Origin of the sequence: Aeromonas sp. QDB39 (genome assembly GCF_027707585.1) — a bacterium.
In the GTDB taxonomy this organism is placed as follows: Bacteria; Pseudomonadota; Gammaproteobacteria; order Enterobacterales; family Aeromonadaceae; genus Aeromonas; species Aeromonas hydrophila.
On record NZ_JAPCIV010000003.1, the window covers coordinates 14721 to 28445 of the forward strand.

The window sequence follows — 13725 nt, forward strand, 5'->3', positions numbered from 1 at the left end:
CTGTGGACGATTTTAACCAGCAACTTTCCCTGGTGGTGCTCAACAGCGAACAGCTCGACGGCAGCCAGCAGGTGCAGTACCGCTTCGACGAGATGGGGGGGACCCTGGGGGCCTCCGAACAGGATGACTGGCAACTGCGCGACAGGCTGGGGGCCGTTATGCCCGCCCACGCCCGCATCGAGCTCAACGACGGTCGCTTCTGCCTGTGCGATCTGAGCGGCCAGACCTATATCAACGGTGCCACTTCGCCCATCGGGCGGGCCCGCAAGGTGCATCTGGAGCAGGGGGACGAGCTCGTGGTCGGCCCGTTCCGGCTGCGCGCCTATCTGGGGGCCATCACCCCCGAGCAGAGCCTGCAACAGGTGCTGGGCAACCGCCCCACCGAGCAGCTCGACGAGTGGCTGACCAGCGATGAACCCGTCGTACCTGCTGACGATCCGCGCACCCTGGCGGCCGATCCCTTGCTGGCATTGCAGCAGGAGCGCAGGGCGCCCAATCCGTTGATGGATGGCCCGCTGGCGGACGGTCGCCTGCAGGCTTCACTGCGTTCACAACCGGATGTGGACGTTCCCCCTCTTGCCCCTTTTTCTGCTGTCGAGAACACCATGAACCAAGAATTTCTGGATATGCCCGCCATCGAGAACCACCCCGATTATCAGCTGTCGCTGGACGGCGTCGATCACGTGGCCCTGACCCCGCTGATGCGCGGCCTGGGTCAACCTTTGCAACTGCAGGACACCCAGCAGGCTCACGACATGCTCGAAGAGATGGGCAAGACGGTGCGGGCCATGGTGGAGGGGCTGCTGCAGCTGCAAAACGAACAGGCTGCGCTGGCGGACAAGCACCTGCGCCCCATCGAGGACAACCCGCTGCGTCTGGGCCTCGATTATGACGAGACCCTGGCGGTGCTGTTTGCCGAGCAGAAGAGCCCGGTCCACCTGAGCGCACCGGCGGCGGTGGCCGAGAGCCTGCACAATGTGCGGATCCACCACGTGGCGAACCAGCAGGCCATCGGCGCAGCCCTCGACAGCATCCTGCAGGCGTTTTCGCCGCAGGCCCTGCTGGGGCGTTTCGAGCAATACCGCCGCAGTGGTGCACCGGGCACGGCTGATGAAGGCTGGGCCTGGGATATGTACCAGCACTACTACCGCGAGCTCACCTCCGCCCGTCAGCAGGGGTTCGACAAGCTGTTCCACCAGGTGTATGCCCAGGCCTACGACCAGGCCGTGCGTCAGCAACAGGGACTGATTTGATGATACGTGCGCTGATGCTGGGCGCCGCGCTGCTGGCCCTGGCAGGTTGTACCACCATGGGCAAGATGGCCGACGTGGCCATGAACCCGGATATCCAGGTGGGCAGCAATGACAGTCAACCGACGACCCTGGGGCTGAGCCTGCTGGCGGAGCCGGACGTCAACCCCAACGAGAGCGGGGAGGCGGCGCCCATCGAGTTTCAGGTGGTGCTGCTGGCGGAGGATTCCAAGCTGCTCGCCACCGACTACGACCAGGTGACCGCGGACGTGGAGAAGGCCCTTGGCAAGAACTACCTGGACCATCAGGACTACACCCTGCTGCCGGGCCAGTTCAAATACCTGCCCCCCATCAAGCTCGACGAGAAGACCCGCTACATCGGGGTGATCGCACGCTACGCCGACCCCGACAGCGCCGAGTGGCGCAAGGTCATCAAGATCAAGAGCAAGGGAACGGCTTATCAAATCCTGGTGCACCTGCGCCTGGATGAAGTGGAACTGCAAAAAGAAGAAGAATAACCATGTCGAGTCGAAATCGGGTTATCTGGCGTGAGGGGTTGTTCATCAAGCCCCAGCACTTCCAGCAACAACAAAGACATTCGGATTATGCGCTGCACGCTCGCCTGAGTGCGCTGTCCGACTATTTCTATGGCTTGCAGTCGCTCGCCATCAACGAGGATTACCTGGGCTTTGGCCGCATCGCCCTGGTGGGGGCCACCGGCATCCTGCCGGACGGCACCGTGTTCAACATCCCCAATGACGATGTGCTGCCGACCCCGCTGGAAGTCACCGACGCTTCGGTCGCCAACCAGAAGGTCTATCTGGCGCTGCCGCTCTCGGTGAGCGGTGTCAACGAGGTCAATCAGGGCGGCCAGGTGGCCACCCGGTTGCAGGCCCATCGCCACGACGTGCGCGATCTGCACAGCGAAGGGGGGGACGTGGTCTCCCTCGAAGTGGGGCGGGTCAGCCTGCGGCTGATGCTGGAGCGGGAGGATCGCAGTGCCTACGCCTCTTTGGCCATCGCCCGCATTCTGGACAAGCGTCCGGACGGCGGCCTGGTGCTGGATCCCAACTTCATGCCCTGCAGCATCAGCGTCTCCGCCATCCCGACCCTCAAGCGCTTCCTCGGTGAGTCGGCCGGGTTGGTCGCCGAGCGGGCCCGCAGCCTCTCCCAGCGCATCGCCGCGCCGGGTCAGCAGGGGGTGGCCGACGTGGCCGAGTTCATGATGCTGCAACTGCTCAACCGGGCCCAGCCCCAGCTCTCCCATCTGGCGCGCCTTGGCACCCTGCACCCCGAGCGGCTGCACGAGGCGCTGGTGCAGCTCTGCGGCGAGCTGATGACCTTTACCGACGAGTCTCGCCTGCCACCCGAGTTCCCCGCCTATCGCCACGACGATCAGCAGGTGAGCTTCGAGCCGGTGATGCTGGCCCTGCGCCAGGCGCTCAGCACAGTGCTGTCGCCGCGCGCCGTCTCCATCCAGCTGCGCAAGCACCAGTACGGCATCATGGTGGCCATGGTGAACGAGAGCGAGCTGATGACCAGCGCCGACTTCGTGCTGGCGGTGCGAGCCCGCATGCCGCAGGAGCAGCTGCGCAAACAGCTGCTGCAGCAGACCAAGGTGGCCTCCAGCGACAAGATCCGCGAGCTCATCAGCCTGCAGCTGCCCGGCATTCCGCTGCTGCCGCTGCCGGTGGCGCCGCGCCAGCTGCCCTATCACGCCGGTTACAGCTACTTCCAGCTCGACCGGCAGAGCCCGGCCTGGCAGATGCTGGCGGTGGGCAACACCCTTGCCTTCCACATCGCCGGCGACTTCCCCGAGCTCGACATGCAGCTCTGGGCCATTCGCAGCCAGTGATCGCACCAAGGAATAAGCAGAGATGACCACGGACATTATCAAGAACGAGCAACTCAGCGATCTGCTGTTCGATCATGCCGAGCAGCTGGACATGGATTCGGACTACTGGTTCCGCCTGCGCGGCCAGAGCATCAATCCGATGATCGATGCGGTGACCCCCTTGCTGGGGCTGGTGCAGCGGGTACGCCTGCTGTCGCGCTACGACCGGGTGCCCGAGCTCTACCAGCGGGTGGTGACCGAGATCCAGGCCATCGAACAGGAGCTGATGGCCCAGGGCTACGAGAACGGGGTGGTGCTGTCGTTTCGCTACATCCTCTGCACCTTCATCGACGAGGCCGTGATGGGCCGCGACTGGGGCAGTCAGAGCGAATGGTCCGAGCACTCCCTGCTGACCCGCTTTCACAACGAGACCTGGGGCGGCGAGAAGGTGTTCGTGCTGCTGGCCCGCCTGCAGGAAGACCCGGTGCGTTATCGCGACATTCTGGAGTTCATCTACCTCTGTCTGTGCCTCGGTTTCGAGGGGCGCTACAAGGTGATGAGCAAGGGACAAGGCGAGTTCGAGCGCATCGTGCGCCAGCTGCACAAGCAGTTGGCCCCCGAGGCCGGCGGCGAGGCGCCCAGCGTGTTTCACCTCGATCTGGGGCAGCAGGCCTCCCGCTATCGGCTGCGCAAGCAGGTCTCCCTGCGCAGCCTGTTCATGGGTGGCGCGCTGATCCTGGCGCTGATCTTTGGCCTCTATCACCACCAACTCAATAACCAGACCCAGGACGTGCTGCGTCAACTGGGCGAATTATTAAAATAAATACTTAAGGAGAGCACGCCTTGATTCGTATAGAGCTACCGGTACTGGTGGAAAGACTCAACCCCATCTGCCGTCACATGCTGGAAGAGGCTGCGGCCCTCTGCGTCAACCACCAGGGAGCCGAGATCCGCATCGAGCACCTGCTGCTCAAGATGCTGGAGACCCCGCTGAGCGATGTGCGCCAGATCCTGAAGGTGGCCGAGGTGGAGGTGGAAGAGCTCAAGACCCTGCTGCAACCGTCCGCTGCCGACAACGGCTATGGCCAGGGTTACCCCTCCTTCTCGCCCATGCTGGTGGAGTGGCTGCAAGACAGCTGGCTGCTCGCCTCCGCCGAGCTGCAACATGCCCAGCTGCGCAGCGGCGTCATGCTGCTGGTGCTGCTGATGACCCCCCAGCGCTACCTGCCTGGCTCGGTGACCCGCCTGCTCGCCAAGGTCAATCGCGAGCTGCTGCGCCAGCAGTTCGATGAGTGGGTCAAGGAGTCTGCCGAGACGCAAGTGACCACCGCCTCCGGCGGCAAGACGGCCCAGGCCGCCCTGCCGGCCGATGCCAGCTTGCTGGCCCGCTTTACCGTCAATGTGACCGAGCAGGCCCGCCAGGGCAGCCTGGATCCCGTGCTCTGCCGGGATCATGAAATCGACCTGATGATCGACATCCTCTCCCGTCGTCGCAAGAACAACCCCATCGTGGTGGGGGAGGCCGGGGTCGGCAAGAGCGCCCTCATCGAAGGGTTGGCCCTGCGCATGGTGGCGGGCCAGGTGCCCGAGAAGCTGCGCGGGGTCGAGCTGATGACCCTGGATCTCGGTGCCATGCAGGCCGGCGCCTCGGTCAAGGGAGAGTTCGAGAAACGCTTCAAGGGGGTGATGCAGGAGGTCAAGGACGCCGTGCAGCCTGTCATCCTGTTCATCGACGAGGCGCACACCCTGATCGGTGCCGGCAACCAGGCCGGCGGGCTGGATGTCTCCAACCTCATCAAGCCGGCGCTGGCCCGGGGCGAGCTGCGCACCATCGCCGCCACCACCTGGGGCGAGTACAAGAAATACGTGGAAAAAGACGCGGCCCTGTCGCGCCGCTTCCAGCTGGTGAAAATCGGTGAGCCCGATGCCGACGAGGCCACCGTGATCCTGCGCGGCCTGCGCAGCATCTACGAGAAGGCCCACGGGGTGCTGATCGATGAGGAGGCGCTGCAGGCAGCCGCCCAGCTCTCCGCCCGTTACATCTCCGGCCGTCAGCTGCCGGACAAGGCTATTGACGTGCTCGATACCGCCTGTGCCCGGGTAGCCATCAACCTCACCACGCCGCCGCGCGCGGTCAGCCACCTGCAAAATGCGCTGCGCCAGCGTGAGCTGGAGATCCGTCAGCTGGAGCGCCAGAGCCTGATAGGTCTCGGTGACAACGCAGAGCGCCTGGCCGAGTTGCAGGCGGCCCAGCAGGCTTGCCGTGAAGAACTGGCCGAGCAGGAGGCCCGGTGGCAGCAGCAGCAGGGGCTGGTACACCAGATTGTCGAGCTGCGCGCAGCCCTGCTGGCCGATCAGCAGGATGAGATGCTGGCCAGAGAGGCGCTGGATCTCGCCGATGCGCCGCTCGATCCGCAGGCCGCTGCCGAGCAGCTGGCTACCTTCGAGCGCGAGCTGGCCGAGCTGCAGCAAGGAGAAGTGCTGGTCTCCGCCCACGTCGACAAGACCCAGATTGCCGCCGTCATCGCCGAGTGGACCGGGGTGCCCCTCAATCGCATCTCGCAAGGGGAGCTGGACGTGGTGACCCGATTGCCGGAGTACCTCGGCGAGCTCATCAAGGGGCAGGATGTGGCGGTGGCCCACCTGCACAAGCACCTGCTCACCGCCCGCGCGGACCTGCGTCGTCCCGGCCGTCCGCTCGGGGCCTTCCTGCTGGTGGGACCGAGCGGGGTCGGCAAGACCGAAACCGTGCTGCAGATTGCCGAGCTGATGTTCGGTGGTCGCCAGTACCTGACCACCATCAACATGTCCGAGTATCAGGAGAAGCACACCGTCTCGCGCCTGATCGGCTCGCCGCCCGGCTATGTCGGTTTCGGCGAGGGGGGCGTGCTGACCGAGGCCATTCGGCAGAAGCCCTATTCCGTGGTGCTGCTGGACGAGGTGGAGAAGGCCCACCCGGACGTGCTCAACCTCTTCTATCAGGCGTTCGACAAGGGCGAGCTGGCGGACGGGGAAGGGCGCATCATCGACTGCAAGAACGTGGTCTTCTTCCTCACTTCCAACCTCGGTTTCCAGACCATCGTCGATCATGCCGAGCAACCGGACGTGCTGCTGGATGCCCTCTATCCGGAGCTCGCCGCCTTCTTCAAACCGGCGCTGCTGGCGCGCATGGAGGTGATCCCCTATCTGCCGCTCGGTCACGACACGCTAGTGCAGATTGTGGGCGGCAAGCTCAACCGGCTGGTCAAGCTGCTCAAGGAGCGCTTTGGCGCCGAGGTGGTGCTGGACGACGAGGTGGCCGAGGAGATCCTGCTGCGGGCCAATCGCAGCGAGAACGGTGCCCGCATGCTCGAGTCCGTCATCGACGGTGCCCTGCTGCCGCCGGTCTCCCTGCAACTGCTGCAGCGCCTCTCGGCCGGTGACCCCATCAAGCGCGTCCACTTTTCCGTGGTCGATCATCAGTTTGTGGCCGAGGTGGGGGCTTGAGTATGGAGCAAGCCCTCGCATTTGCCCTGGCCCTCACCGCCCAGCGTGATGAGCCGCACCTGTGCCACTGGTGGAGCTCGACCGTCCATGCCAGCTTCCAGCCCAGGGGGCTGCTGCTCGGCATGCTGGATGTGAGCGGCCGTCAGCTGGAGTGCCAAGGCTGGGTCAGGGGGAAGGAAGTGGCGCTGGGGCTGGCGGTGGACGATTTTTCCCACCCGCTTGCCTATGTGCTGCACAAGGCCCAGTCCCGCACCTGGGACTCCCTCTACGGCGGAGCACGCATCGAGCACGCCGGTTTTCGCGCACTGCTGGCCAACCTTGGCCAGCAGTGCGGGTTGCATGCGTATCCGCTGCTGGACGGCAATGGCAAGCCGTTTGCCGTGCTGGCCCTGATGGATGAAGGGGAGGTGCTGCGGGCCTGGGCCGATGGCTCCGAGCTGGCCCAGCTCTCCCAGGTCTTTTGCAACCAGCTCACCCTCATTCGCGATCTCGGTCGCAGCCGGCGGGATCAGGGGGTACTGCGTGACTCCCTGCGCCAGATGAAGGGGGAGGGGGAGCGGCTGCGTCAGCACGAGAAGCTGCTCGGCGATCAGCTGGTCGGCCAGTCGGCGGTGATCCGCGGGCTGCGCGAGCAGATCAATCAGGCTGGCCAGCACAAGCTGACTGTGCTCATTCAGGGGGAGACCGGCAGTGGCAAGGAGGTGGTGGCACGGCTGGTGCACCAGTGCTCCGATCGCGCCAACAAGCCCTTTGTGGCCATCAACTGCGCCGCCATCCCGGAGAACCTCATCGAGAGCGAGCTGTTTGGTTACCAGAAGGGAGCCTTCTCCGGCGCCCTTGCCAACAAGACCGGGCTGGTAGCCCAGGCCAACGGCGGCACCCTGTTTCTGGACGAGGTGGGGGACATGCCGGCTGCCATGCAGGCCAAGCTGCTGCGGGTGCTGGAAACCCGCAGTTACCGACCGCTCGGGGCCGAGCAGGAGTATCACTCCGATTTTCGCCTCATCGCCGCTACCCATCAGCCGCTGACCCGACATGTGGAGGAGGGGCAGTTTCGGGCCGACCTCTACCACCGTCTCTGTCAGTGCCTGCTGCTGATCGCCCCCCTGCGCGAGCACATGGATGACGTGCCGCTGCTGTGCCAGCACTTCATGGCCCAGTTTGCCGCCCAGGATGGCAAGACGCTCGTCGGTTTGCAGCGCAAGTTCTTGAAACAGCTGCAGACCTATGACTTCCCCGGCAACGTGCGCGAGCTGCGCAACCTGCTGGAGGTGGCCTGTGCCCATACCCGTCACGGGGAGGAGGTGGGGCTGGAGGCGCTGCCGCCGGAGTTGCGTGAGCGGGTCTGCGTCGAGTTGCCCGGCACCATGGACGACTACAACCACATCCGTGATCTGCGCCGGGCCATGCAGCAGTACGAGGCCTCCGTCATCGAGGCGCGGCTGCGTCACTTCCAGGGCAATCGGATGCTGGTGGCCGAGAGCCTCAACATTCCCAAGCGCACCCTGGATCACAAGTGCCAGAAACTGGAGGTGAACTGATGAGCATCCTCGGCTTGTTACCGCTGCTGCTGGCCACCAGTGCGGCCGAGGTCCCGCTGGACATGGCGCGCTGGCAGGCCTGCCGGCAGGAACCCTCGCCGCTGGTACGCCTCGCCTGCTACGACGCCATCGGCAATGGGGCGGTCAGTGCAGCCGAGGGGGCCGCCCCCAAGTCGGCGGCCTGGCAGGCCATCTGGGCCCAGGAGCAGGCTCGGACGCCAGCGAGCGCGCCCTTCCTGTTGCAGAGCGACGCCGGCAGTGGCAGTGAAACCCTGACCCGCCCGGCACTGCGGGGGGCGACCCTGGCCATCGGCTGCGTCGACAGCATCACCCATATCCGGCTGCGGCTGGATCAGCCCTGGAGCGGCGAGAAAGTGCAGGTCGAGCTGGATGGTCAGCCGAGTGCTGGCTCCCAGAGCTGGTTTATCCGGGATCAGGGGCTGTTGCTGGAATATGGCCGCGGCCTGCCCGCCATCGAGGAGCTCAAGCGCTGGCAGGGCCATCGCGAGCTGCAGGTGCGGGCCGACAACGGCGCCCTCTTGCGGGTCGATTTGAGCGGCCTGAAAGAGGCGCTGGCACCGCTGCGTCAGCAGTGCCGCTGGTAGGAGGGGCGATGAGCTATCAACACCCCTGGTGTGCACGCCTGCTCACCAGCCTGCCGGATGATCAGATAAAAGGCGCCGTGCTGGCCGACGAGCCGCGCTGGGACTACGTGGAGACCGAGCTGGTCAAGCTGGGATCCCTCGCTCACAGCCAGGTGGATCTCAATGCGGTGGCCGAGGCTTGCCTCGGCTTGCTGGAGAGCCGCACCAAGGACATGCGGGTGCTGGCCCAGCTGCTGCGCTGTCTGCAGCATCCGGCCAAGGCGACCCCGCTGGGGGCGGCGATCAGCCTGCTGGAGGCCTGGATCCAGGCTTACTGGCTGCTGGCCTGGCCCGGCAATGCCAGCCAGAAACAGCGGCTGATGGTGCAGATCGTCAAGCGCTTCGAAGGGGCCCTGCCGCGCATTTGCGAGAGCGCCTCGGCTGCCGAGTTGGCCCAGTTGCTGGCCCAGGCCGAGCAGCTGGAGCGGGTCTGGCTGGCGCAGTGTCCCGACAAGGGGGAGCTGCTCGACCCGCTGGTGATGGGGCTGAAGCGGGCCCAGCGCCAGCAGGTGGCACAGGCCGAGGCCAATGCCGCCGGGCAGCCGCAAAGCAGCGGCGCGGCGGCAGCGGGCTCCCCGGCCTCGGCTGCGTCGACCGCCAGCGGTGCCGGCGCCATGGGGCTCAGCGGCGGTGGCGGCAGTGCCGGCGTCGACGTCGACAGTTCCAACGATCGCGCCTGGCGCCAGACCCAGCTCAAGGTGGCGGAGCTCCTGATCGAGCGCCAGCCGGAGGCGGCGGTGGGCTATCGGCTGCGCCGTCACGCCGTCTGGGCCGGGATCACGGCGGTCCCCATGAGCGGGGCGGGCAATAAAACCCCGCTGGCGCCCATGTCGGCGGACATGGTGGACGAGTACCGCGCCGCCATGAACGCCCCTGATCAGGGGCTCTGGCAGCGCATCGAGCAGAGCCTGACCCTGGCGCCTTACTGGTTCGAGGGGCACAGGCTCTCGGCCGAGGTGGCCCAGAAGCTCGGCTTTGGGGCGGTGGCTCAGGCGATCGCCGAGGAGCTCGGCACTTTTCTGCAGCGCCTGCCGGCCCTGCGGGAACTGGCCTTCAGCGACGGCTCGCCGTTTCTCTCCCCCGAGTGCAGCCGCTGGCTGCAACCGGCCAAGAGCGGCAGTGCGGGCAGTGGCGAGGCGGGGCTGGCCGAGGAGGTCGCCCAGCGCCACGGCGAGCAGGGGATCGCGGCGGCGCTCGCCCTGCTCGATGAGCGGATTGCGCAGTTGAAAGAGCCAAGAGATCGCTTCCACGCCTTGCTGGTGCAGGCGGAGCTGTTGGCGCAGGAAGGCATGGAGGCGCTTGCGCGCCAGCACTATCAACACTTGTGGCAAGAGGCCAGTCGCCTCGGGTTGTCGCACTGGGAGCCCGGGCTGGTCAACCGCCTGGAGAGCCTGGCGGCGCCGTTGTCGAAATGAATGCCGAAATGAGTCATTGAGTCGGAGTTGGATCACATTTTATGTTCAAAACCATTTTTACTTTTCTGCGGCAACAGCTGCCGAAATTGAAACCCTCCTGGCCCCTGCTCGGTGCTGTGCTCTGGGTGCTGGCTCTCATCCTGGTGTGGTGGCTGGGCCCTCGTCTCGAGGTGCACGGCGCCAAGCCGTTCGAGCCGCTGTGGGGGCGGGTGGTGTTCACCCTGCTCTGGCTCTGGTTGCTGCTGGGAGTGGTCTCCTGGCGAGTGTGGCGCAAGATGCAACAGCTCAAGGCCGAGCGTCAGCACGAGGTAGTGCTGGAGCAGGACCCGGTCAAGGGGCTCATCGACAGGCAGGCGCTGTTCCTCGATCGCTGGCTGCAGGCGTTGAATACCCATCTGGGCAAGGGGGCGCTCTACGCCATGCCCTGGTATCTGGTGCTGGGGCTGCCCGGCAGCGGCAAGAGCAGCCTCATTCACCGCGCCAACCCGGCCAACAAGCTCAACCCGAGACTCGATACCGAACTGCGCGACGTGGCGCAGGATCAGCTGGTGGATTGCTGGTTGGGGGAACAGGCAGTGATGCTGGATCCCGCCGGGGTGCTGCTCTCCCAGAGCGAAGCCGAACTGGATCCGCAGGCGCGCAAGCATGAGCGGCTCTGGCTGCACCTGCTTGGCTGGCTCAATGAACACCGCCGTCGCCAGCCCCTCAACGGCCTGGTGCTCACCGTGGATCTGGCCTGGCTCTCCCACGCCAGCGTGGCCGAGCGCAAGGCCTATGCCCAGCTGATGCGCTCGCGCCTGCAGGAGGTGTCAGCCACCATGAATACCCGGTTGCCGCTCTATGTCGCCTTCACCAAGCTCGATCTGCTGCGCGGCTTTGACGTTATCTACCAGCAGCTCGACAAGGAGGCCCGCGAGGCCGTGCTGGGGGTGACCTTCAAGCCGGGCGCCGACTGGCAGCAGGATCTGGCCCTGTTCTGGGATCAGTGGGTGGACAACCTCAACCAGAATCTGCCCGAACTGATGCTGAGCCGGCTCGATGCCGCCCAGCGCAACGCGCTGTTCTCGTTCGTGCGCCAGCTGGCGGGCCTCAAGGATTACGTGACCAGCCTGCTGGCCGAGACCCTGGCCATCGAGGAGAGCAAGCCACTGCTGGTGCGCGGGGTTTATGTCAGCTCCGTCTATCAGCAAGGGGTGCCGTTCGATGCGTTTGCCCAGGCGGCTTCCCGCCGCTACAACCTGCCAGAGCCCATCCACTCGGCCCTGCGCGGGGAGTCCAACACCTATTTCGTGCGCCAGCTGTTCTCCTCCATCATCTTCCCGGAGGCCCATCTGGCCGGCGAAAACCGGCTGCATACCCTCTATCGCCGGCGCCGCATGGCCATCGGCCTCAGCTGTCTGTCGCTCTTCTCGGCCGCCCTCATCGGTGGCTGGCACTACTTCTACCGGGTCAACGAGGAGGCGGGTCGCAACGTACTGACCAAGGCCCAGGCCTTCATGGAGATCAACGAGGTGGCCGACGCCCACGCCTTCGGCGTGAGCCAGCTGCCGCGCCTGAACCTCATTCGCGAGGCGACCCTCTCCTTTGGCAACTACCGCGAGCGGATGCCGCTGGTGGCCGACCTCGGCCTCTACCAGGGGGACGAGATTGGTCCTTATGTGGAGGGCTCCTACCTGCAACTGCTGAGCCTGCGCTTCCTGCCGGCCCAGATGCAGGGATTGCTGGCGGATCTTAACCAGGCGCCTGCCGGCAGCGAGGAGAAGCTCGCCATCCTGCGGGTGATGCGGATGCTAGACGATGCGTCCGGTCGCAACAAGGAGCTGGTAGCGCAGTACATGGCGAGCCGCTGGCAGAAGGCCTTCCCGGGGCAGGGAGCGGTACAGGAGCAGCTGATGGGGCACCTGGACTATGCCCTTGACCACACCAACTGGTATGGCGCCAGGGCTGAGCGGGATCAGGCCGCCATCACCGCCTTCGTGCCGTTCAAGGAGCCGGTCTACGGTGCCCAGCGCGAGCTCGGCAAGCTGCCCATGTATCAGCGGGTCTACCAGAATCTGGTGGTGAAGGCGGGCGATGTATTGCCGCCGGATCTTAACGTGCGTGACGAGGTGGGCCCCACCTTCGACACCGTGTTTGCCCTGCGCAGCGACAACGCCGGCCAGGTGCCGCGGTTGCTGACCTGGCCCGGTTTCAACGACTTCTTCCTGAAACAAGACAAGGCGCTCATCGATCTCACCGCGATGGATGCCTGGGTGCTGGGCCAGCGCAAGCTGAGTCAGTTGAGCGAGGCGGATCGCAAGGAGATCACCCGTCAGGTCAACGACCGTTACGTCACCGATTACGTCAACCAGTGGCAAAAACTGCTGACCAATCTGGACGTGCAGACCCTGGAGAGCCCGGAGCAGGCGCTGGACGTGCTTGCTGCCATCACTGGCAACGATCAGCCGTTCCAGCGGGTGCTGGCCTCGCTGGATGACAACACCCGCATTCGCAAGATCTCCGACGTAGAAGGGGACCCGGCCCAGGCCATCAGTGCCCGCATCGGTCGTCCCTTCATGGCCACCAACGCGGCGCTCAGCGGCCGCGGCGAGCAGGGGCCGCTCATCTCCGAGGTCAACCAGAAGCTGGTGGAGCTGCAGCACTACCTGGAGCTCATCGTCAACGCCACCGAGCCGGGTCAGTCCGCCTTGAAAGCGGTGCAGCTGCGCATGACCAACAAGTACGCCGATCCGGTGTTCGCGCTGCAGCAATATGCCCGCAGTCTGCCGGCCCCGCTCGATCGCTGGGTGGGTCAGCTCTCCGAGCAGAGCTCTCGGCTGGTGATCGACCTAGCCATGTCCTCCCTCAACCAGGAGTGGCAGGACAAGGTGCTGGCCCCCTTCAACAGCCAGCTGGCCGGTCGTTATCCGTTTGATCCGAGCTCGAACAAGGACGTGCCCCTCTCCGAGATGGAGCGCTTCTTCGCGCCTAACGGAACGCTGGACAGTTTCTATCAGGTCAACCTCAAACCCATGGTGGAGAGCGGCCTGATGGAAGGGGAGTTCAGCTCGCCCATCCAGGCAGAGCTGGTCAAGCAGCTGGACCGTGCGGCCCGCATCCGTCAGATCTTCTTCAGTCAGCAGGGCAACCTGGAGGTGCAGTTTGCCCTCGAGCCCATCGAGCTCACCGCCAACAAGCGGCGCAGCGTGCTGAACCTGGACGGCCAGCTGCTGGAATACGCCCATGGCCGTCGTACCAAGATCCCGCTGGTGTGGCCCAACACCATGCGCGATGGGGCCGAGAGCAAGATCACCCTGGTGCCGGCCGCCCGCGAGCGCTCACCACGCAGCGAAGGCTTCGTCGGCCCCTGGGCCATGTTCCGCCTGATGGACAAGGGGGAGCTGACCCAGGTCAATGACGCCACCTTCGATGTGCGCTTCCCGGTGGATCAGGGGGCCATGACCTATCGCGTCTACACCGACAGCGCGCAAAACCCCTTCACCGGCGGCCTGTTCAGCCAGTTCAGACTGCCCGAATCCCTTTATTGATCGCGTCGGGGGCACGTTGTGCCCCCTT

9 protein-coding genes are annotated in these 13725 nt (G+C 65.3%); all 9 read left to right on the forward strand.

Annotation, left to right across the window (positions count from 1 at the left end; translation table 11 throughout):
* Nucleotides 1-2: 2 nt before the first annotated feature.
* From tagH to tssM, 9 genes are read left to right on the forward strand one after another with little or no spacing between them, the layout of a single operon-like run.
* Nucleotides 3-1253 (forward strand): type VI secretion system-associated FHA domain protein TagH, encoded by a 1251-nt coding sequence (gene tagH, locus PG899_RS02310; RefSeq protein ID WP_011705717.1) that lies wholly within the window; start codon nt 3-5, stop codon nt 1251-1253.
* A complete protein-coding gene (gene tssJ, locus PG899_RS02315) occupies nt 1253-1768 on the forward strand; it encodes a type VI secretion system lipoprotein TssJ (protein ID WP_011705718.1) in 516 nt (171 codons plus the stop codon). The genes tagH and tssJ overlap by 1 nt, the downstream gene beginning before the upstream one ends.
* A 2-nt stretch (nt 1769-1770) precedes the next feature.
* Complete coding sequence (tssK, locus tag PG899_RS02320; protein WP_029301183.1) at nt 1771-3105, forward strand: type VI secretion system baseplate subunit TssK; 1335 nt, start codon at nt 1771-1773, stop codon at nt 3103-3105.
* Nucleotides 3106-3127: 22 nt separating this feature from the next.
* Complete coding sequence (icmH, locus tag PG899_RS02325; protein ID WP_179101467.1) at nt 3128-3907, forward strand: type IVB secretion system protein IcmH/DotU; 780 nt, start codon at nt 3128-3130, stop codon at nt 3905-3907.
* A 20-nt stretch (nt 3908-3927) separates the two neighbouring features.
* Complete coding sequence (gene tssH, locus PG899_RS02330; RefSeq protein WP_190283629.1) at nt 3928-6570, forward strand: type VI secretion system ATPase TssH; 2643 nt, start codon at nt 3928-3930, stop codon at nt 6568-6570.
* Between the two features lie 2 nt (nt 6571-6572).
* The gene (vasH, locus tag PG899_RS02335; protein WP_190283628.1) at nt 6573-8111 is read left to right on the forward strand and encodes a sigma-54-dependent transcriptional regulator VasH; all 1539 of its coding nucleotides are present in this window, start codon (nt 6573-6575) and stop codon (nt 8109-8111) included.
* Nucleotides 8111-8716, forward strand: coding sequence for a type VI secretion system-associated protein VasI (gene vasI, locus PG899_RS02340; protein ID WP_077095956.1), 606 nt, complete (start codon nt 8111-8113; stop codon nt 8714-8716). Before vasH ends, vasI begins: the two co-directional genes overlap by 1 nt.
* An 8-nt stretch (nt 8717-8724) precedes the next feature.
* Complete coding sequence (gene tssA, locus PG899_RS02345; protein WP_077095955.1) at nt 8725-10170, forward strand: type VI secretion system protein TssA; 1446 nt, start codon at nt 8725-8727, stop codon at nt 10168-10170.
* A 41-nt stretch (nt 10171-10211) separates the two neighbouring features.
* Nucleotides 10212-13697, forward strand: a complete 3486-nt coding sequence (gene tssM, locus PG899_RS02350; RefSeq protein ID WP_077095954.1) for a type VI secretion system membrane subunit TssM — start codon at nt 10212-10214, stop codon at nt 13695-13697.
* Nucleotides 13698-13725: the final 28 nt, after the last annotated feature.